Source organism: Serratia sp. Sp408 (assembly GCF_057180665.1).
In genome coordinates this window covers 1-20,381 of record NZ_JBXUFT010000011.1, presented here as the reverse complement: position 1 = coordinate 20,381, position 20,381 = coordinate 1, and the positions used below count along the sequence as shown (strand labels likewise).

Below are 20,381 nucleotides of genomic sequence, written 5' to 3'. Positions count from 1 at the left end.
ACATGTTAACGCTGACTTTTCTGGTCAAGACGGTTATTGATCTTTACGTCATGGTGCTGCTGTTGCGCATTTGGATGCAATGGACGCGCACTGACTTCTACAACCCGTTTTCACAGTTTGTCGTGAAAATCACCCAGCCGATTGTCGGCCCGTTGCGCCGCATCATTCCGTCGCTGGGGCCGATCGACAGCGCGTCGTTGCTGCTGGCTTTCCTGCTGATGACCATCAAGTATCCGCTGCTGTTGCTGATCCAGGGCGGCGCCATCTCCCTCAGTCCGTACAACCTGCTGTTTGGCCTGATTTCACTGGTTAAATCCGCCGGTTATCTGATCTTCTGGGTGATGATTATCCGCGCGCTGATGAGTTGGATCAGCCAGGGGCGCAACGCCATCGACTACGTGATGTATCAGTTGACCGAGCCATTGATGGCGCCGATCCGCCGCGTGATCCCGGCGATGGGCGGCATTGATTTTTCGGCCATGGTGGTGATTCTGATTCTGTATCTGATCAATTATCTGGGTATGGATCTGTTCGGTGAGATCTGGTTCTTGTTGTGAGTGCCGTCAGCGTTGAACAAGACGGGCTGGTGGTCAGGCTGTATATTCAGCCGAAAGCCAGCCGAGACCAGATTATTGGCCTGCATGGCGACGAAATCAAAGTCGCCATCACCGCCCCGCCGGTTGATGGCCAGGCCAATGCGCATCTGCTCAAGTTTATTGCCAAGCAGTTTAAAGTAGCAAAAAGCAACGTGACGATCGAAAAGGGTGAACTGGGGCGGCATAAGCAGCTACGCATTATGCATCCGCACCAGATACCGCCGACCATCGCGGCGTTGTACACAGAGTAATTATTCAAGGTTATGACTATGCAAAAAGTGGTTCTTGCCACCGGCAACCCCGGGAAAGTACGCGAACTTGCCGACCTGCTGGCCGACTTCGGCCTCGACGTGGTGGCGCAGACCGAACTGGGGGTGGATTCGGCCGAAGAAACCGGCCTGACGTTCATTGAAAACGCCATCCTGAAGGCCCGCCACGCGGCAAAAATTACCGGCCTGCCGGCGATTGCCGACGACTCCGGTCTCGCGGTCGACGCGCTGGGCGGCGCGCCGGGCATTTACTCCGCACGCTACGCGGGCGAAGACGCCTCGGACCAGCAGAACCTGGATAAACTGCTGGTGGCATTAAAAGACCTACCGCAGGGCCAACGCGGCGCGCAATTCCATTGCGTGCTGGTGTATCTGCGCCATGCGGAAGACCCGACGCCGCTGGTCTGTCACGGCAGTTGGAGCGGGGAAATTACCTTTGCATCCGCCGGTCAGGGCGGCTTTGGCTACGACCCGATCTTTTACGTACCGGCGCTGTCACGCACCGCCGCCGAACTGTCGCGCGATGAGAAAAGCGCGGTATCACACCGTGGCCAGGCATTGACGCTGCTGCTGGAAGCGATGCGCAATGCCCAATAATGCCGTACAACTGCCACCGCTCAGCCTCTACATCCATATTCCATGGTGCGTGCAAAAATGCCCTTACTGCGACTTTAATTCGCATGCGCTGAAGGGCGAGGTGCCGCATCAGGAATATGTCGATCACCTATTGGCGGATCTGGATGCCGATCTGCCGATGACCAGCGGGCGCAGCATCGGCACCATTTTCATCGGCGGCGGTACGCCGAGCCTGTTGAGCGCCGAAGCGATGCAGTCGTTGCTGGATGGCGTGCGCGCGCGCATTCGGGTGAACGATGACGCCGAGATCACCATGGAGGCCAACCCGGGCACCGTCGAAGCCGATCGCTTCAGCGGCTACCAACGGGCCGGTGTCAACCGCATCTCGATCGGCGTACAAAGCTTTAGCGCCGAGAAGTTAACCCGACTGGGGCGCATTCACGGCCCGGATGAAGCCAAGCGAGCGGCACATCTGGCAACCGGACTGGGGCTGCGCAGTTTTAATCTGGATTTGATGCACGGCTTGCCGGATCAGTCGCTGGCGGAAGCGCTGGACGATCTGCGCCAGGCGATCGCCCTCAATCCACCGCACCTGTCGTGGTACCAACTGACCATCGAACCGAATACCCTGTTCAGCTCGCGGCCACCGGTCCTGCCGGATGATGACGCGCTGTGGGATATTTTCCAACAGGGCCACGCGCTGCTGAGCGCCGCCGGGTATCAGCAATATGAAACCTCGGCCTACGCCAAGCCGGGCTATCAGTGCCAACACAATCTCAACTATTGGCGCTTCGGCGACTATCTGGGGATTGGCTGCGGCGCGCACGGCAAACTGACCTTCAGCGACGGGCGCATCGTGCGGACGGCCAAAACCAAGCACCCGCGCGGTTTTATGCAGGGCAAATACCTCGACAAGCAGCATGAAGTGGCAACCGAAGATCGGCCGTTCGAGTTCTTTATGAACCGTTTCCGCCTGTTGGAAGCCGCGCCGCGTGCGGAGTTCAGCGCCTATACCGGGCTGGATGAAAGCACCATCCGCCCGCAGCTGGACGCCGCGTTGGCGAAAGGCTATCTGGTCGAAACGGCGCAACACTGGCAAATCACCGAAACAGGCAAACTGTTCCTCAATTCGCTGCTGGAGCTGTTTTTGGCGGACGAGTAGATAGCAAAAAGCGCTGAGAATTCAGCGCTTTTTTATTGGTAGTATCATCAAGCTGCATGGTGAAGCCGACGAGTCACATCCCCCTACCCTGCAAAAGCCCCTCAATCGAAATCGTATAACCGCGATAACGCAGTATCACTGGCATCAACACAACTGCCTTTGGTTGATTGCAGTTTAACCAGCACGGCAAATTGCCGCCAGGCGACTCGTCTTTGCTGTTACTTCAAGGCATTAAGCAGGTCTTTACGCTGGGTTTCCAACGCGGTGACGCGGTTGCAGACGTCGTGGCCAAAGTTCTGGAAATCCTGTTCCTGATTGTTCCACTCGTTCTGAATCGCCTTTTGCAAACCGCCCAGGTTGCCCATAATCGCCTGCAACGGGTTACCGCCGCTGTTGGCCGCCTGTTTGACGCCCATTTCGTTCAGACTGTCTTGCAGCACGCCGCCCATACTTTGCTGCACGATATTGCGGCCATCCTGCTCGACCTGATCGATGGCTTTATGATGGAAAGCCAAGCCGTCGTTGCGGTGCTCGATAATGCGGTTCATCTGCTGCTTCAGCTGCTGGTTGAGCGTGGTCAGGCGATTGCGTACGTTGCTGTCGCTGCCCAGTTCCTTGACGATCACCTTATCCAGCGCCACACGGGCTTTTTCCAGGTGCTGCTGCGCGCCGTTGTCTATCCACGGCAGTTCCTTGCGCAGAGCGCTCTGGTAGCTGAACGCCTTCTGGCGCTGGCTATCATTGAGGGTCAGCGGCTGCCCGTTACGGGTCACGTCGCCATCCGGTGAGATTTGCAGATTGCCGCTGGTGCCTACCACCTGCACATTCTGTTGGCTGATAATCACGTCATCCTGTGGCCTGACGGCACACTGATAGGCAGCATGCGCCTGTGATGCGGTTAGCAACAGCAAGGCCAACCCGGTTTTCTTCAACATAGTATCTCCTGAGACTCCCTTCCAACCGTAACAGCGGGGGATTAAAAAATCGAACGGCTAATTCGTTGAGACAACAGTTCCAGCGCCGCAGTTCCCGCCAGCGAGTTACCGGACGGATCCAGCTCTGGCGACCAGACCACGATCGCCATTTCGTCCGGAACGATGGCGACAATACCGCCGCCGACGCCCGACTTGCCCGGCATGCCGACCCGATAGGCAAACTCACCGGCGCCGTCGTACATACCGCTGGTCATCATCAGCGCATTGATCTGCCGCGCCTGCAACGGCGTGATCACCTCATTGCCCTGCAGATCGCGGCCGTGGTTCGCCAGATAGACGAAACCGCGCGCCAGTTCCTGACAGCTCATGCGCAGCGCGCAATAGTGGAAATAGGTTTGCAGTACGGTGAGCACGTCGTTTTCAAAATTGCCAAACGATTTCATCAGGTAGGCGATCGCCGCATTGCGATCGGAGTGTTCGAACTCCGATCGCGCCACGCGGGCGTCGTAGGCCAGATCATCCTCACCGGCCAATTGTCGCACCACTTCCAGCATCCGCTGTTTGGGCGCGCTGAGCCGGGTTTGCAGCATGTCGCAGACCACCAGCGCACCGGGATTGATAAATGGATTACGCGGCTTGCCCTGCTCCATCTCCAGCTGTAACAGCGAGTTGAACGGCAAACCGGACGGCTCTTTGCCGACCCGTTGCCAAATTTCGCTTTCCTGATAGCGTGTCAACGCCAGCGTCAGGCTGAGCACTTTGGATATCGACTGAATGGAAAACCGTTCGGCGGCGTCGCCGGCCTGGAACATGTTGCCATCAACGGTGCAAACGGCGATCCCCAGGCGATTGGCCGGCACTTCAGCCAGCGCGGGGATGTAATCGGCGACTTTACCGCTGCCGATCAGCGGGCGAACCTGTTGCAGGATCTCTTCCAGCAACGCGTTATCCAATGTTATTTCCACCAGGCCATGCTCCAGACAAAACAAAGGCGCCATTAAGGCACCTTCAAACAATTCTGCTGTATAACGATAACGGGCCAGTCGCAGCTGGCCCCAACGCTGAATCTCGGGCGATTAATCCCACCAGATATCAAACAGATCGCTGACCTTTACCTCGGACAGCTTGCGCGCTTCCAGCCAGTTTTTGACCAGTTCGCGGTGTTGATCGGTGCACTGACCGATCTTCTGCAGGCAGATAAGCCCTTCCCATTGCAGGTAGCCGCTGCCGTCAAACGCCAGGCCGTTCGGCTCGATCACTTCGTCAATGAACGCGTCCAGCGTGCCGTCGATATCCTCAACCGCGGTGCCTTCGGCGAAACGCCAGGCGACGGAAAAGCCCAGTTCCTGAAACTCATCAATGTGCAACTTCTTACGTAAACGACGACTGCGGTTGTTAGCCATTATGCCTTCCTCTCAAACATCAAATCCCAAACGCCGTGTCCCAGACGCTGGCCGCGTAATTCAAATTTAGTCAGTGGACGTGTGTCCGGGCGCGGCACGTAATCGTGACTTTCCGACAGATTACGGTAATTCGCCACGCCGTTCATCACTTCCAACATATGTTCCGCATAGGGTTGCCAATCGGTGGCCATGTGGAATACACCGCCGACCTTCAGTTTGCGCAGCACCAGTTCAACAAACGGCGTCTGTACGATGCGGCGTTTGTTGTGGCGCGCCTTGTGCCACGGATCCGGGAAGAACAGCTGCACCATATCCAGCGAGCCGTCCGGGATCATGTTTTCCAGCACTTCGACCGCGTCGTGGCACATCACCCGCAGGTTGCTCAATTGCGCCTCGTGGGCATCGGCCAGGCAGGCACCGACGCCTGGCGAATGCACTTCAATCCCTAAAAAGTTCTGCTGCGGGTTGTTGCCCGCCATGGTCACCAGCGAAGCGCCCATACCAAAGCCGATTTCCAGCACCACCGGCGCATCGCGGCCAAACAGCGCGGTCAGATCGACAGGCTGCGCCTGATACTCCACGCCCATCACCGGCCAATAGTTTTCCAGCGCGTGCTGCTGGCCTTTGGTCAACCGCCCCTGGCGGCGCACAAAGCTGCGGATACGGCGCATCGCGCGGCCGTTCTCATCAAATTCCGGAGAGATGACGTCATTAATCATAGTGCTTTCTGTCTGTTTGGCTGCCAATTAGGGAAACGCGCATTATGCAAAGATAGACTGGTTTAGCAAGTGTTCATATTTTAACGTCGGAAAGTTCCGGTTTACACCACCCGGACTCTATGCTGCAATCGCGCATCAAATATCAGCCTGATACGATACCCGATGATGATGCAAGCACAGCAGTTCTCGCACGTGGTGCTTGACTGGTACCAGCGCTACGGCCGTAAAACCCTGCCGTGGCAGCTCGACAAGACGCCTTATCAAGTTTGGCTTTCTGAGGTCATGTTGCAACAGACCCAGGTTGCCACCGTCATTCCTTATTTTCAGCGATTTATGGCACGTTTTCCGAACGTGCGCCAACTGGCCGAAGCACCGCTGGACGAAGTGCTGCATCTGTGGACCGGGCTCGGCTATTACGCCCGCGCCAGGAACCTGCACAAGGCGGCGCAAACCATTGTCGCACAGCACGGCGGCGAGTTCCCGACAACCTTTGAACAAATCGCCGCGCTGCCGGGCATTGGCCGCTCCACCGCCGGCGCCATCCTGTCGCTGTCGCTCGGCCAGCACTATCCGATCCTCGACGGCAACGTCAAGCGGGTGCTGGCACGCTGCTATGCGGTCGAAGGCTGGCCGGGTAAAAAAGAGGTTGAAAATCGTCTGTGGCAAATCAGCAGCGACGTAACGCCGGCTAACGGCGTCGGCCAGTTCAATCAGGCGATGATGGATCTGGGTGCCATGGTGTGCACCCGCTCCAAACCCAAATGTGAACTGTGCCCACTCAACGCCGGCTGTATCGCCTATGCCAATCACAGCTGGGCGAAATACCCTGGCAAAAAACCCAAGCAGACGCTGCCGGAAAAATCGGCCCACTTTTTATTGTTGCAACGTGACCAGAGCGTATGGCTGGAACAGCGACCGGCCGTCGGGCTGTGGGGCGGCCTGTTTTGCTTCCCGCAGTTCAGTGAGCGGCAGGCGTTGGAACTCTGGCTGCAACAACGCGGTCTGAAAGACGATCGGTTGCAGCAGTTAACCGCATTTCGCCATACATTCAGTCACTTCCATTTGGACATCGTGCCAATGTGGCTGCCGGTGCAGCAGGTCGGCGGCGCCATGGATGAAGGCAGCGGTCTCTGGTATAACTTAGCGCAGCCGCCGTCGGTCGGGCTGGCCGCACCGGTCGAACGCCTGCTGCTGCAACTGGCCAAGCAGCCCCCGGCTCAGCCATCTTTATACCCGGATGATTTTTAAAGAAAACTATCAACGGGTTAGCGTTATCAACGAGGAATTAGCATGAGCAGAACCATTTTTTGTACCTACCTGCAACGCGAAGCCGAAGGCCAGGATTTCCAACTGTATCCGGGCGAGATCGGTAAACGCATCTACAACGAAATCTCGAAAGAAGCCTGGGCAGAATGGATGAAGAAGCAAACCATGCTGATCAACGAGAAAAAGCTCAATATGATGAACCCGGACGATCGCAAGCTGCTGGAAGCGGAAATGGTGCGTTTTCTGTTTGAAGGACACGACGTCCACATTGAAGGCTATACACCGCCGAGCGAATAATCTGTTTTGGGGCCGGGCGCTGGCCCCTGCATCACCCAAAAATATTACGGCTTAAGATGAAGAAAATTTTAGCTTTGCTAGTGATAGCACCCTTGCTGATTTCCTGTTCCGGTAAAAAAAGCGACGAGTTCAACGAAGCCTGGGTTAAAGACACCAACGGCTTCGACATTCTGATGGGCCAGTTCGCCCATAACATCGAAAACATCTGGGGTCTGAACGAAGTTCTGATCGCCGGGCCGAAAGATTACGTCAAATATACCGATCAATATCTGACGCGCAGCCACATCAACTTTGATGCGGGCACCATCACCTTTGAAACCATTTCTCCGACCGATCCGGCCGACAGCCTGCGTAAGGCGATCGTTACCACCCTGCTGATGGGTGACGATCCGAGCTCGGTGGATCTGTATTCCGACGCCAATGACATTCAGATCAGCAAAGAGCCGTTCCTGTACGGCCAGGTACTGGACAACAATGGCGAAGCGATCCGCTGGGAATGGCGCGCCTCGCACTTTGCCGATTATCTGGTACAGAACAAGCTGCAAAAACGCACCTCCGGCCTGCATGTGATCTACTCGGTCACCGTGCAACTGGTGCCCAACCACCTGGACAAGCGCGCGCACAAATACCTGCCGATGGTGCGTAAAGCGGCCGAAAAATACGGTGTGGAAGAGTCGTTGATTCTGGCTATCATGCAGACCGAATCGAGCTTTAACCCGTATGCGGTCAGCGGCTCCGATGCGCTGGGTTTGATGCAGGTGATGCAGCACACCGCCGGCAAGGACGTGTTCAAGATGCGCGGCAAGTGGGGCACGCCAAGCCGCAGCTACCTGTTTGATCCGGCGAACAACATCGACACCGGTACCGCTTATCTGGCGATTTTGCAGAATAACTATCTGGGCGGTATTCAGAACCCGACCTCACGGCGTTATGCGGTGATTACGGCCTATAACGGCGGCGCGGGCAGCGTACTGCGGGTATTCTCAAGCGACAGGACCAAAGCGGTCAGCATCATCAACGGCATGCAGCCGGGCGATGTGTACACCACGTTGGCCAGCAAGCACCCGGCCGGCGAGTCTCGCCGCTATCTGGTGAAGGTGAACAACGCGCAGAAGAGTTACCGCCGCCGTTAAGCGCGGCCATCAGCCAGGCCGGGCAGTTGTCCCGGCCTTTTTTATATTAGCCGTCGGCAACCTGATAACTGCTGCGCCCCTGAGATTTGGCCTGATACAGCGCCCGATCGGCACTGGCGATCAACCGCTCCTTATCGACGCCAGGCCGCCACTGGGCAATGCCCTGGCTAACGCTGACCCAGGGCGACACGCCGGATTGCGCATGCGGGATTTGCAACGCCGCCACCTGCGTCTTGATACGTTCGGCCACCGCCATGGCTTCACGCCGGTCGGACTTCGGCAGCAGAATGATAAATTCTTCGCCACCGTAACGCGCAACCAGATCCTGCGAACGGCGCACACAGCGCAGAAAACATTCCGCCAGCCGCACCAGACACTCATCGCCGGCCTGATGCCCATAGTGATCGTTATATTTCTTAAAATAATCAACGTCGATCAGGATCACCGAGAAGTGCTCAACCCCTGAGGATTCACGGGCAAACACCGAATCGAAGTAGGCATTGAAGTATCGGCGATTGGACAGACCGGTCAATGGATCGCGGTGCGCCAGCTTGCTCAGGCGCTCAATCAGACGCTGGTTTTCCCGCTCACGTTCCATCGCCAGCATAAACCACTTTTCCAGCATCCGTTTGGCGGAATAGATCAGTATCAATATCAGCGCGTATGACGCCAGGTTAACCAGCGAGAATGCGCCGCGAATCACAATGTTTTCGCCAATCACCATACTGAGGATCGGCACCGAAAACAGAAACAGCAGCATTGGGGACAGGTAAAACGGGATCAGCGACGAAAACATCAGCGCTACGGTCAGTGGGTAAATCAGGTTGACCGCGTTAAGGTCAATCAGGTGATCGAACACCACGCACCACAATAGCGCCAACAGCGCCACGCAGCCCACCAGCACCCACCAGGCGCCCCGCTTGCTGCGCGGGATGAGCAGCTTCAACATCAGATACGCCAGGGCCGACACCAGCGATACCGCGACGATTGCCGGCGCATTCTGCATGAAATCCGCGCTTGAATCGTAATCGGTTGAACGAAAACGATGAAAAAACAGAAACAGGGATACCAGAAGATTGACCAATAAAAACCAGCCAAAACTGTGAAAGATCGAGTCACGCTTTTCGCTTGCCACCCAGGCAGAATAATTTTTATCTTCCATCACCATGCTCATTGCCAGTACCGCTCCATTCACTGTAGTGGCACCGGCCCTATTTGTCATATCCGCAATTCGGACCGGCATCGCCGGCCCTTGCATCACGCCTGCTTGATCATGTAACCAAATATACGCTTCCAGCCGTGATCTTTCTTTTCAATATAAACCCCTTGCAGCTCCGGCGAGAACCCCGGCAGACGGTTGATGCCCGCTTCCAGCGCCAGGAAGTAGCGCTGAACCGCCCCGCCCCACACTTCGCCCGGCACCACGCACAGCACGCCTGGTGGATAAGGCAGCGCGCCTTCGGCGGCAATGCGCCCCTCGGCCTGGGCGATCGGTACCAGTTCGACATTGTCGCGAATGAATTCCACGTTGGCATCCTGCGGGTTCATCATCACCGGTGGGAAATGATCCTGTCGGAACATCTCTTTTTGCAGTTGCTTAACGTCGTAGCTGACGTAAAGATCGTGCATTTCCTGACACAGCTGGCGCAGGGTATAACCACGATAGCGCTGCTCGTTCTTGCGATATACCGTCGGCAATACCTCGCTCAGCGGCGCATCCTGCTCCACGTAACGTTCGAACTGCACCAGCATATCAACCAGATGTGCCATCTTGGCCGGGTTCTCCGCCGGCGTCAGCAGGAACAGGATCGAGTTCAGATCGCATTTTTCCGGCACGATGCCGTTTTCCCGCAGGAAGTTGGCCAGAATGGTGGCCGGCACGCCGAACGCGCTGTACTGTCCGGTAGCCGCATCAATGCCCGGCGTGGTCAGCAGCAGCTTGCAGGGATCGACCAGATATTGATCCTGCGCATAGCCGGCAAAACCGTGCCACGTCTCACCCGGTACAAAGGTAAAGAAGCGCGCATCGCTGGCAATTTCATCGGTGGCAAACGTCTGCCAGTCCTGTCCGGCAACCTGTAACGGAATAAACGGCTGCAGTTGCGAGCAACGCTGTAACAGTTGCTTGCGCGTTTCAATCCCCAGCTTCACGCAGTCCATCCACATGCGACGCCCCGCCTCGCCGGCGTGCATTTTGGCGTTAACGTCCAGCGCGGCAAACAGCGGATAAAACGGGCTGGTCGAGGCGTGCAACATAAAGGCATTGTTGAGATGCTTATGGTTGCAGTGACGCTTCTGCCCTTTGATATGGTCGTCTTTCTTGTGGATCTGCGAGGTCTGCGAAAAACCGGCCTGCTGCTTGTGCACCGACTGGGTAACAAAAATGCCCGGGTCGAGTTCATCCAGCTCCAGCAGCAGCGGCGAGCACTCCTTCAACATCGGAATAAAGCCTTCATAACCCACCCAGGCGGAATCAAACAGGATGTAGTCGCACAGATGGCCGATGGTGTCGATCACCTGGCGAGCGTTATAAATAGTCCCGTCATAGGTACCAAGCTGGATGATTGCCAAGCGGAATGGCCGCGCCTCGCCGGCCTTGTGCGGCGCGACTTCACGGATCTGCGCGCGCAGGTAATCTTCATCGAAACAGTGGGCATCGATGCCGCCAATAAATCCAAACGGATTACGCGCGGTTTCCAGATATACCGGCGTCGCCCCGGCCTGTAACAATGCGCCATGGTGATTGGATTTATGGTTGTTGCGATCGAACAGCACCAGGTCGCCACGCGTCAGCAAGGCATTGGTCACCACCTTGTTCGCCGCCGAGGTGCCGTTGAGCACAAAATAGGTCTTGTCGGCGTTAAACACCCGCGCCGCATGTTTTTGCGCGTCTTTGGCCGAACCTTCGTGGATCAACAGATCGCCGAGCTTCACGTCGGCATTGCACATATCGGAACGGAACAGGGTTTCGCCGTAAAACTCGAAAAACTTGCGCCCGGCCGGGTGCTTGCGAAAGAACTCGCCGCCCTGATGCCCCGGACAGGCAAAGGTCGAATTTTCCATTTCAACGTAGGTTTTCAGCGTTTTGAAAAACGGCGGCAGCAACGCCTGCTCGTAGGCATCCGCCGCCGCTTCCAGCTGCGCCATGTAAAACGCCTTGGTGGCATGGCTCAGGGCGAATACGCCGGTAATAAACGGCAGATAATCCGGCGAAAGGTGATCTTCTCCCTCAACGGCAACGAAGGTCGGGATAGCAAACCCGGTGGCCTGTAAGTGCGTCAGGATACCGGCGTCAACGTCCTTGACGGACACCACCACCGCCGCCACATCGGTATAATCGGTCTGCTCGATGCGCACCACTTCACGCAGGGTTTCGATACTGGCAACCAGGCCGGCGCTGGTTGCTATTTTCAATTCTTTCATAGAGCTAACTCTCAAACGGTTAAGGATGAGGGTGTGCCACAGGCACGCGATGAGATAACAGCGGTTATCCCGGCAAATGACGCCCGGCAGCGCTTGAGACAGGCGTAACCGGCTGATGAACGGGCATCAGGCAACTATCGGCAACTGGGATCGGCAGCGTCCGATAGGCATCAGTAAAATCAGAGCCTTGGCTCTATTTTTAATAATGCCTAACAGCGAGCATCGGCTGGCCTTACCGCATATAAAGATGGCAAGATCGGGAGAATGGCGTTCGGTAAAGCGCACGGCGGCAGGAAGGCATTTGTAAATGTCTGGTGCGCGATGGCGCTAATGCGACAAAACCAGTCATGCCCGTAATCCTCTGCTTGATTAGCGAGATCGCCGTTATGTGATAGGGGGTGGCAAAATTTGCGCAATGATTGCATGTTTTATTGCGTGGTTCAAGTGACAATTCCTGTGACGATAACGACACATTGTTTGCATAACTTACTGTAATTTATTAACTTAAAATAAAACACAGTAAAATCAAAACGGTATAAAAACACGCAATTACTGCATAATTATCAGGGAACAGCCGCCCTGTTCGGTGGCGCATCATGGCTAACTGACTGAAAATAGAGCAACCGAACGGCTTGATGACAGAAAGCCGTTGACGACGAGCGGCCTTTACGGTTTAATGCGCCCCGTTGCCCGGATAGCTCAGTCGGTAGAGCAGGGGATTGAAAATCCCCGTGTCCTTGGTTCGATTCCGAGTCCGGGCACCACTAATTCTGCATAAGAGCACGCTGGTTAGAGGCAAACCCTTTAACGGGCGAAACAAAGGAACTTAAACCCGGTATCGCAGTGTTTATGAGACATCCGCACACTCGATATTGATAATTAGGTTCCTCTTAAAAAGGATGCCTGTGTGTCAGCACAGGCGTCCTTTTCTCGATCACTGTTGATTTTTACAGCTTGTTAAAGTTATGTCAAGGCAAGCCTAACTTCTTCTTCCCGGACAGGAATCACGTCCATATAGAGAGACAACTCGTCTTCTAATGCCTGCCCAGTTATCTTCAAATCCAACTCTACATATTCCATGGTTGTACTCACGCTGCGGTGCCCCAGCAGACCTTTCACCATAGCCAAGTTGCGATCTGGTGACTTCATCATCTCTGTTGCCAGAGTATGCCTAAATCGATGTGGGCTTACCTTGAAACCGCATTCCTTACTCAGCCGAGTGAAAAAAGATCGTACAGGCTGTATCTCAGGCTCTAGCCCTACTTCCCCCAGAGGATTTTTAAATCGATCCACATCAAACAGATAATCTTCCGGCTCAGCACCTTGGTTTTTAGCTCTTTCTACGAGTATTCGCATGCGTTCGCGAACAAAGCTAACTATGGGTACCAGCCACTCACGATGTGTCTTGCTGCCTTCTTTACAAAGCAACATCGAGTTTGCTTCCAAATCGACATCCATCAGACGGATATGCAACAATTGATTTTGTCGCATGCCAGTAGAACGCAACACATCAATGACCGTGCGCCAATACCAGACAGGATACAGAGCACACGGACGAGGCTTTCCTATTCGTAACTTTTCACGCTCTTCGAACTGCGCCAACACTAAATTGAGCCTAACGATCTGATTGCGATTTAGTATCTTCTTTCGCTTACTACCAGGAGGAACCTGCGTTTCATCAAGCGGGTTATCTGTAATCGTAAGCCAGTTTTTCTTTATTCCCTGGTTATAAAGCGCCCGTAAATGGCGAACCTTATTATTCCACGTACTGGTAGTCAGACCTCGTCCAAGCATGTCCCTTCTCCAGAGAATCAAATCACGATGCGTCACCTCGTCCGGAAACTTATCTTCGCCAATAAATTTTTGGAAAACTGCGACCACTTTTCGGTAGCTGCTTTCAGTTTCTGGTCGGAGTGGTTTTGAGAAGCAATATTCCTCAAGCAATGTTTCCCAGTCCATCATTCCTCGTTTGTTCATGATATATCCCCCCAGTTGAAATTAAGTGCCATATAAAGACACGGACAATCCCTATCAAGGGATGACCAGTACCGGACTGTCGGCTGGCACCGGTGCCCCTCGATAGAGCAAACTCGCTTTAATGAGATACCCCTTGGTACGTTTAAAAGGACCTGTACGCTCAGGGTTTCCGTACAACTCAGCAAAATAAAACCGCTTACCCTTTACTCGTCGGTGCTTATCCAATCGCTCAAAGCTCTCCTGTAATGCCTCGCGTTGATTACCTTCCAGTCCCGATTGCTTAAGGTAGAGGTAGAAGATCCCTGGAACAGTTAAGAAGACAAATCCGGCAACAAGATGAACCCTGGCGCCTGCCGTATTGATAGGAATTTCCCCTGAAGTCAGACCTGTACTCAGCCACTGCAGGAACTGCTCCCCTGAATGCTCCTCAGAGATCGGCACTTCCCCTTTACCAATCTCAGAGGCTCCTTGCCCCATCACCGGTTCAGAATTTTCAGGTTCGTCTTGACGTATGACTGCTTCAGCAACAGCTGGAACTTCATCAGAAGCAGATGCTTCATGTATAAGGGCCGGAGTTTTCTCTGGTAATGTCGTCACCGTATCCACTACATTGAGTAAATCTGCTGCCGGTCGCTCACTTTCTGTAGGCTCCGGAGCCTCCTTCTGGGGCGCGTCCTCCTGAGCCAAAATTTCGGGGGCTTCCGGCGCAGATACACTGACATTCATCAGCGAAAGCAGCGCCTGCACACCCTCCTCAACCTCAACAGCAGGCTCTGGTGCAACAACCATCTCGGCCAGCGGTAAATCATTAACGGGTGTATCTAGCGCGGAGCTCAGCAGTACATCACCGGATGGAGCTGGCATGGCTTCTTCCGAGCTGACTGCAGCGGCAGTGTCAACACTATTGCCCTGGCCCTCAGCGGGAACCGGCTCTCCCGACATAGCACTTTGCACATCGACACCAGGTACACTGCTCTCCAGCGCAACCTGCGCAGCAGATGTGCTAACAGGTACTGGCGATATCTCTGACGGCACGGGCATTGGAGAGGAAGGAATGGCAACGGCCACTGGGTTGACAATGGCATCACCGCGCGCCAGCTTGACGGCCTCCCCGATAATTTTATCAATCACCGGCAGGGAGCTCGGCTGACGTGACGCTATCAGCATGATTGCTTGCGCTGCAGCCGGCAGGGTAGACAGCCAGTTGAACGCTTCCGCCGGCAGCAGACGGCACGCTATTAACGCGCTTTGGCTCATCGTGATACCTGGTTCTGGCGCCGCCGGCTTGAATCGAAAACGGTAAGGTTCGGCGGGAACCGTAACACCAGGTAACCACGCTCGGCCGCTTTGCAGCTCGCCTTCTACCAGGTCTAATTGCGGCAGGTAACGCCAGAGCGCCGCGTAAAACACCACCGCGTTCCACAGAATATTTTGCGCTGACTGATCTTCAGGTGCCGCGCCCGGGGGTAACATATGCCCTTTGGCCAGGCGAACGGCATAGGTCGTCGTCTGCAGCGTGACGTCAACCAGGCCCCCTTCGCTGGCATACTCACCCTGCCGGGTTGCCGGCAGCACTTGCATCAACGTCACCAGGTGATGCAGCGGCTGCAGATAAAACTGCTCGTACAAATCCTTTGGCAGTGAGCTGTTTTCCCACAGCTGCTGCAGGCACTGTTTACGAGCGGGCAAGTCCAGCAGCTGCGTGGCGGACTGCGGCATAAAATACCCCGCCGGCCCAGCAGGCGATGAAGCCACAGAGGATGATTTAGCCCTGGTCGGCGCCGTGCCGACCAGCAGCTCCTTGATCGCCTTCAGCATGCCGCCATGTCCCCTTCCATATCATCACCGGCGTCTTCATCGAGAAGCGCCTGAAGCAAGGCATTGATGACCAGGGTATTCCGCGCGCGAGTAACGGCCACATAGAGCAGATTGGTTTCGTCCGTGCGCTCATCCTCTGGTAACAGCGGGTCAGTGATATCGGCAAAGTCCTCGTTCAGGGCGACCACCGGCCATTCCAATCCCTTACTGCGGTGCGCCGTCGAAACCGTGACCTGAGCCTGAGTTTCGTCCGTGACGGCATGCTCACGCATCACCTGCAGTTTCTGCGGTAACGGGAAATATTGTTCAAGCAGGCGCAGACCCTGGTTCATTTCCGGATCTTTCGTGGCCTTGGCCACCGATTCAAATTCATCAAAATCACGATATTCCCGCGACAACACCGGCGAGCGCATACGCTCCGGCATGTCTGCCGAAAACCAGTAAAGGTCCTCGAGCTCCTCAGTCTTGTAGCCGGCGATACCGCCGACCCAGAACACCTTCTGGCCGGCGAGACTGGCATCGAGCGCTGCGCCAATCACGCCGGCAACGGTTCGGCTTAATACCGTGACGTGCTCTCCCCGGTTTTCTTCTGGCAAACGTGTGACCACTGCGTCTTCACCGCCATCACCCACAACGGGCAGCGTTTCTCCCTGGCGGGCCAGCAGCATGTTGGCCACGCTGGCCACTGCCGGCCCGAATCGAAAACTGTGGGTCAGATTCAACCGTTCAGCGTCAATCAGTGCCGGCGCATCGAGGGCATTCTCGGCACCCCGGAAGCGGTAAATCTGCTGATGACGATCGCCGACCAGCACCACATTACAGTGCTGCGCCAGCACCAGACTTTGTGTCACCGGATTGGCATCCTGCGCTTCATCAAACAGCAATGTTTGCCAGCGCCTGGAGAGATCTGGCTGAGAGAGTTGATACAGCTTGAGATAGACATCGTGCGTAACCGGGAACGTGCCATCCTGGCGCGCAGATTCTCGCCATAGTAATTGTGCGGCAGTCAGGATCCTTTCAGCGGACACCCCGCTGCGGTCATCCTCATCCGGCAGGTGTTGCGGCCCAAATTCGTGGTCACCACTACACAGAAAGGCATTGAAGGTCATGATGGCCGTTCTGGCCAGCGGCCAGTGACGGGTATTAAGCAGGCGGGCAACGTCGGTGATCCGCAGATTCCCCGTTAACCTCTTCTGGTAATGCCGGCCGAAGTTTGGCCAGGCCAACTGATGCGACGTTTTGCACTCAACGTTGAACGGGAATTTCTGTTCGGCTTCATCCCTGACCGCACGGTTATACGCAAGGTAGAGCATCCTGCTGTTCGGGTTCGCCAGGGCATAGCGCACCAGGGTGGACGTTTTGCCCGTGCCGGCAAACGCCCTGACGACCAGGCGGTGACCAGACCAGCCAATAACGGCCGCCTGTTCAGGTGTATCAGAATAAGACATCAGCAGCACTCCATTAAAACGGAACCGGCGCTATGCTGCGCAGGTTAGTTCGATACGCACCACAGGAAACTCTTTTCCCGGAAGAAAAGATTTATCCTGTTCAGGCGTATTCAGGGTGATATACCGTTATCACTCATACTGCTGCAGTTTGGTGAGGCAAAAGCCCGCAAAAAGACCACGTGGATAAATCATCCACGTGGGCGTTTGAGGCGAAATTAAATATTTTTATTATATTCAGGGCGCTACCATCATTATTTAAGCCCTTTTTATTACTCGGGAATTAAATGAATAATTAATTCCGTTTTATTTTTTTAAATACTTCGACGGTATTTTTAATTGCTTTCTCAGTCGGCAGTCGCTCCATGGAGCTGGCGCCATAGAAGCCATGACAATCCGGGCAATGCGCCAGGATATACGCCGCATCTTCCGGCTCCGCGATAGGGCCGCCGTGGCACAGCACAATCACGTCATCCCGCACCGCTTTCGCCGCCCAGGCACAGGCGTTGATAATCGGTATACAGGACTCAAGGTCATGGGCAGTTTCGGCGCCAATATCTCCGCCAGTAGTCAGCCCCATGTGCACGACAATAATGTCCGCGCCAGCCTGGGTCATCGCTACCGCATCATCCGGATTGAAGACATACGGTGTTGTCAGCATCCCCTTCTCATGCGCCAGACGTATCATATCGACTTCCAACTGATAGCCCATGCCGGTCTCTTCCAGGTTCTTGCGGAAGTTACCGTCGATGAGGCCCACGGTCGGGAAGTTCTGCACACCCGCAAATCCCTGACTCTTCAGTTCGTCCAGAAACGGCGAGAGGTTGCAGAACGGATCCGTACCGCAGACACCGGCAAGTACCGGCGTCTTTTTGACAACGGGCAACACTTCATCGCCCATCTCACGCACTATCTGGTTGGCGTTGCCATACGGCATCAAGCCGGACAGAGAACCGCGGCCGGCCATCCGGAAACGCCCCGAGTTGTAGATAACTATCAGGTCAACACCGCCGGCCTCTTCGCTGCGCGCGGAAAGACCGGTGCCGGCGCCGGCACCGATAATGGGTTCATCACGGACGACTTTCTGTTTCAGACTTTCAACAAGTACTTTGTAGTTATTCATTAAAGTTTCCCTGGTGCTGAGTGATGAGAGGTTCCCTGGTGTTGCATGACTGCGTTGAACTCCTCAATCACAAGTGCTGCAAATTCAGGTGCGTTAATATGGTGAGGCGTTTTGATAATCCGGCGCCGGCTCGTCTGTAACACAGTCGACTCCAGCCCTTCGGCAAAGGCTTGCCTTGCCTTCGGATCAAAGAACGGCTGGCCAGGAGCATCAAGCGCGGAAAATCCGCCTTCTGGTAGTAAGAAACGTACCGGCCCATTGCATCGATTGAGCTTTTCGCCAATCCACACGCCGAGCTGGTAGTTTTCCTCTGGTGTTGTGCGCATTAGCGTCACCTGAGCGTTATGCTCGACAAACTTTCTTTGCTGAGCATAACGCTCAGGTATGCTGTCAGGCTCCCCAAAATTGACCATGTCGAGGGCGCCGGCACTGCCAACCCACGGCACTTCAGTCTGGGCGATACTATCGAGCCGCGTCTCCGGGCACGCCAGAACGCCACCAAACAGCAGGTCGGCCACTTCGGTCAACGTGATATCAATAACCCCCACTACCTCACCATTCTCAACGAGGCGTTCCATGGACGTACCACCGTTACCCGTGGCATGGAACACCAACGGGTCATACTGTTCATTCAGAACAGTTATCAGCTGGTTGATACATGGTGTGGTCACGCCAAACATGGTCAATCCAAGTACCGGTTTTTGTGCCCGGTCAGGTACGACAACATGGTTGACCGCGCCGGCTATCATGTTGGCAGCATTGGTCAGAATGGTACGGGACAGGTAGTTGAGGCCACTGAGGTCCGTGACGGTATACAGCATGGCGATATCAACGCCGCCGACATAACCGCCAACGTTACCCGATGCCATGGTTGACACCATCAGTTTGGGTATGCCTATCGGCATTGACTTCATGGCGGATGAAATGAGGGCTGTGCCGCCCGATCCACCAATGCCGATCAGTCCGGAGATATCCTCCGACGTGCTGCGCAGAAAACGTGTCAGCGCTACAGACATCGCCGTTACAGCACGGCCACGCTCATTACAGAACACTGCGCCGGCGCCTTCAGGGTGATATTCAGCAATCTGAGACGACGGAATATCTATCTTGCTGTTTTCGCTTATCTCCGACGGCGTTCCGGTGGACACATCAATGATATGTGAATCCACGCCGGCGGCATGCAAACAGGACTTCAGCCAGACCAACTCATCGAGTTTGGTGTCCGCAGTCCCTATGACATACACAAACTGGGCCATACAACTTACTCCGTGATAAGGGGGTGAAAGATTGATTGATATCGTGCAATATAAAGCTAGGCTAATATTTTATAACCTGCAAGATATTTTTATCATGTGTGATATTTTTTGTTGAGCGAGACAAAAAAATGCAACTTTTTGACGAAAACAACCTGTCACCAGTGCGGCGCCGAACGCTTGAACGTCTTGTTAACGCAGCGCTGAAGCTCTACAAGGAAGACAAATTCCCATCCCCGGAAGAGATCACCCGCGAAGCCGAATATGCGAAGGTCACCCTCCGGAGTTACTTCACGACGCACAGCGAGTTCGTTGAGTATGTCGTCAAACAGGTCATAGGGTCTGTTGAAAGGCCTACCATGGGGGAGGATGCTGAGGAAAATATCAGCCGATTACTGAGCTGGGGATATGGGGAACTGTACTCTCATGAGGGACTAATGCGTGATGCAATGCGCATTTCGCAACATCGCTGGCAGACCCGCCATGAGGAGCAGGAACGTGAAGAAGATACTTTGCTTAAAAAGAGTAACCGCCGTGAAGCGCTCACTGAAGCATTAGCACCGCTGGAGTCTCAACTCCCACAGGACAAAGTTCAAAAGCTGGTCATGTTGATGTCAGTGCTCTATGGCACCGAAGCGATGACCGTACTTAAAGATACCTTTGGCCTGGAGCAGGAAGAGATCGTAGATTTAACAACCTGGGGTGCCAAGCTAATGCTCAAACAGGCAGTGATTGAGGGAGAGCCCAAATGAAAAGGCGAGCTACCAAAGATGATTTGCCATTCATAAGCAAACTCATCTTTGATGCAACTAAAAATAATCACTTTTCACGGGAACTCCGTTCACCTATTAGATGGTTTTTTGATCCTACCCACGTAATGTGGACACGGCCCTAAGCGAGGTTTTGGTTTTCAAACTGTTCCGGGCTAAGACCGCCACAGGCACTGTGACGACGCCAGCGATTGTAATCGCACTCGATATAATTAA

20 protein-coding genes and 1 tRNA gene are annotated in these 20,381 nt (G+C 54.8%); 9 read left to right on the top strand and 12 right to left on the bottom strand.

The genetic code is table 11. The features are described 5' to 3' along the window. The first annotated feature begins 2 nt into the window (after nucleotides 1–2). The 4 genes from AC2AXP_RS21600 to hemW are packed head-to-tail and all read left to right on the top strand — an operon-like array spanning nucleotide 3 to nucleotide 2,603. Nucleotides 3–557: a YggT family protein gene (locus tag AC2AXP_RS21600; protein WP_004958747.1), complete on the top strand. Its 555-nt coding sequence runs from the start codon at nucleotides 3–5 to the stop codon at nucleotides 555–557. Further along, nucleotides 554–847, top strand: a complete 294-nt coding sequence (yggU, locus tag AC2AXP_RS21595) for a DUF167 family protein YggU (protein WP_004958746.1) — start codon at nucleotides 554–556, stop codon at nucleotides 845–847. Before AC2AXP_RS21600 ends, yggU begins: the two co-directional genes overlap by 4 nt. An 18-nt stretch (nucleotides 848–865) precedes the next feature. Then, complete coding sequence (locus AC2AXP_RS21590) at nucleotides 866–1,462, top strand: XTP/dITP diphosphatase (RefSeq protein ID WP_039991745.1); 597 nt, start codon at nucleotides 866–868, stop codon at nucleotides 1,460–1,462. Then, a complete protein-coding gene (gene hemW / locus AC2AXP_RS21585) occupies nucleotides 1,452–2,603 on the top strand; it encodes a radical SAM family heme chaperone HemW (RefSeq protein ID WP_198773680.1) in 1,152 nt (383 codons plus the stop codon). Before AC2AXP_RS21590 ends, hemW begins: the two co-directional genes overlap by 11 nt. Before the next feature lie 218 nt (nucleotides 2,604–2,821). On the opposite strand, the gene AC2AXP_RS21580 is transcribed toward hemW, so the two are convergent. The 4 genes from AC2AXP_RS21580 to trmB all read right to left on the bottom strand — a co-directional run bounded on the left by AC2AXP_RS21580 (nucleotide 2,822) and on the right by trmB (nucleotide 5,660). Further along, nucleotides 2,822–3,538, bottom strand: coding sequence for a YggN family protein (locus tag AC2AXP_RS21580; protein WP_004958739.1), 717 nt, complete (start codon nucleotides 3,536–3,538; stop codon nucleotides 2,822–2,824). 41 nt (nucleotides 3,539–3,579) lie between these two features. Continuing rightward, nucleotides 3,580–4,503, bottom strand: coding sequence for a glutaminase B (gene glsB / locus AC2AXP_RS21575; RefSeq protein WP_039992564.1), 924 nt, complete (start codon nucleotides 4,501–4,503; stop codon nucleotides 3,580–3,582). 111 nt (nucleotides 4,504–4,614) lie between these two features. Continuing rightward, nucleotides 4,615–4,941, bottom strand: a complete 327-nt coding sequence (locus AC2AXP_RS21570) for a YggL family protein (RefSeq protein WP_004958734.1) — start codon at nucleotides 4,939–4,941, stop codon at nucleotides 4,615–4,617. Continuing rightward, a complete protein-coding gene (gene trmB / locus AC2AXP_RS21565; RefSeq protein WP_004958730.1) occupies nucleotides 4,941–5,660 on the bottom strand; it encodes a tRNA (guanosine(46)-N7)-methyltransferase TrmB in 720 nt (239 codons plus the stop codon). The genes AC2AXP_RS21570 and trmB overlap by 1 nt, the downstream gene beginning before the upstream one ends. Nucleotides 5,661–5,825: 165 nt before the next feature. Here trmB and mutY point away from each other — a divergent pair, with 165 nt between their 5' ends. Genes mutY through mltC form a run of 3 tightly spaced genes read left to right on the top strand, consistent with a single transcriptional unit; the run spans nucleotide 5,826 to nucleotide 8,356 of the window. Beyond that, nucleotides 5,826–6,908 (top strand): A/G-specific adenine glycosylase, encoded by a 1,083-nt coding sequence (gene mutY / locus AC2AXP_RS21560; protein ID WP_198773684.1) that lies wholly within the window; start codon nucleotides 5,826–5,828, stop codon nucleotides 6,906–6,908. A 42-nt stretch (nucleotides 6,909–6,950) separates the two neighbouring features. Further along, nucleotides 6,951–7,223 carry an oxidative damage protection protein gene (locus tag AC2AXP_RS21555; RefSeq protein ID WP_004958724.1) on the top strand — a complete coding sequence of 91 codons (273 nt, stop codon included), beginning with the start codon at nucleotides 6,951–6,953 and terminating at the stop codon, nucleotides 7,221–7,223. Nucleotides 7,224–7,279: 56 nt separating this feature from the next. Continuing rightward, complete coding sequence (mltC, locus tag AC2AXP_RS21550) at nucleotides 7,280–8,356, top strand: membrane-bound lytic murein transglycosylase MltC (protein WP_004958721.1); 1,077 nt, start codon at nucleotides 7,280–7,282, stop codon at nucleotides 8,354–8,356. Nucleotides 8,357–8,402: 46 nt separating this feature from the next. On the opposite strand, the gene AC2AXP_RS21545 is transcribed toward mltC, so the two are convergent. Both AC2AXP_RS21545 and speF read right to left on the bottom strand, forming a co-directional pair. Beyond that, complete coding sequence (locus tag AC2AXP_RS21545) at nucleotides 8,403–9,551, bottom strand: GGDEF domain-containing protein (RefSeq protein WP_241972093.1); 1,149 nt, start codon at nucleotides 9,549–9,551, stop codon at nucleotides 8,403–8,405. 62 nt (nucleotides 9,552–9,613) lie between these two features. After that, on the bottom strand, nucleotides 9,614–11,779 hold the full coding sequence (speF, locus tag AC2AXP_RS21540) for an ornithine decarboxylase SpeF (RefSeq protein ID WP_273871967.1): 2,166 nt from the start codon (nucleotides 11,777–11,779) through the stop codon (nucleotides 9,614–9,616). 688 nt (nucleotides 11,780–12,467) lie between these two features. Between speF and AC2AXP_RS21535 the strand changes: the two genes are divergently transcribed. After that, nucleotides 12,468–12,543: transfer RNA gene (locus tag AC2AXP_RS21535), tRNA-Phe, on the top strand. A 199-nt stretch (nucleotides 12,544–12,742) separates the two neighbouring features. Here AC2AXP_RS21535 and AC2AXP_RS21530 read toward each other — a convergent pair. The 5 genes from AC2AXP_RS21530 to AC2AXP_RS21510 form a co-directional block, all read right to left on the bottom strand. Further along, entirely contained in the window at nucleotides 12,743–13,756 is a 1,014-nt protein-coding gene (locus AC2AXP_RS21530; RefSeq protein ID WP_484381924.1) for a tyrosine-type recombinase/integrase, read from the bottom strand. Nucleotides 13,757–13,810: 54 nt separating this feature from the next. Continuing rightward, nucleotides 13,811–15,574, bottom strand: coding sequence for a TraI domain-containing protein (locus tag AC2AXP_RS21525; protein ID WP_484381923.1), 1,764 nt, complete (start codon nucleotides 15,572–15,574; stop codon nucleotides 13,811–13,813). Beyond that, entirely contained in the window at nucleotides 15,568–17,022 is a 1,455-nt protein-coding gene (locus AC2AXP_RS21520; protein WP_484381922.1) for a UvrD-helicase domain-containing protein, read from the bottom strand. The genes AC2AXP_RS21525 and AC2AXP_RS21520 overlap by 7 nt, the downstream gene beginning before the upstream one ends. Nucleotides 17,023–17,314: 292 nt before the next feature. After that, nucleotides 17,315–18,142, bottom strand: a complete 828-nt coding sequence (locus AC2AXP_RS21515) for a phosphoenolpyruvate hydrolase family protein (protein ID WP_442524883.1) — start codon at nucleotides 18,140–18,142, stop codon at nucleotides 17,315–17,317. Further along, complete coding sequence (locus AC2AXP_RS21510; RefSeq protein ID WP_484381921.1) at nucleotides 18,142–19,398, bottom strand: Tm-1-like ATP-binding domain-containing protein; 1,257 nt, start codon at nucleotides 19,396–19,398, stop codon at nucleotides 18,142–18,144. The genes AC2AXP_RS21515 and AC2AXP_RS21510 overlap by 1 nt, the downstream gene beginning before the upstream one ends. A gap of 128 nt (nucleotides 19,399–19,526) precedes the next feature. On the opposite strand from AC2AXP_RS21510, the gene AC2AXP_RS21505 reads away from it, so the two are divergent. After that, nucleotides 19,527–20,147, top strand: coding sequence for a TetR/AcrR family transcriptional regulator (locus AC2AXP_RS21505; RefSeq protein ID WP_484381920.1), 621 nt, complete (start codon nucleotides 19,527–19,529; stop codon nucleotides 20,145–20,147). 139 nt (nucleotides 20,148–20,286) lie between these two features. On the opposite strand, the gene AC2AXP_RS21500 is transcribed toward AC2AXP_RS21505, so the two are convergent. Beyond that, nucleotides 20,287–20,381, bottom strand: a 95-nt coding sequence (locus AC2AXP_RS21500; protein ID WP_130960768.1) for an IS3 family transposase, incomplete at its 5' end; no start/stop codon positions are given.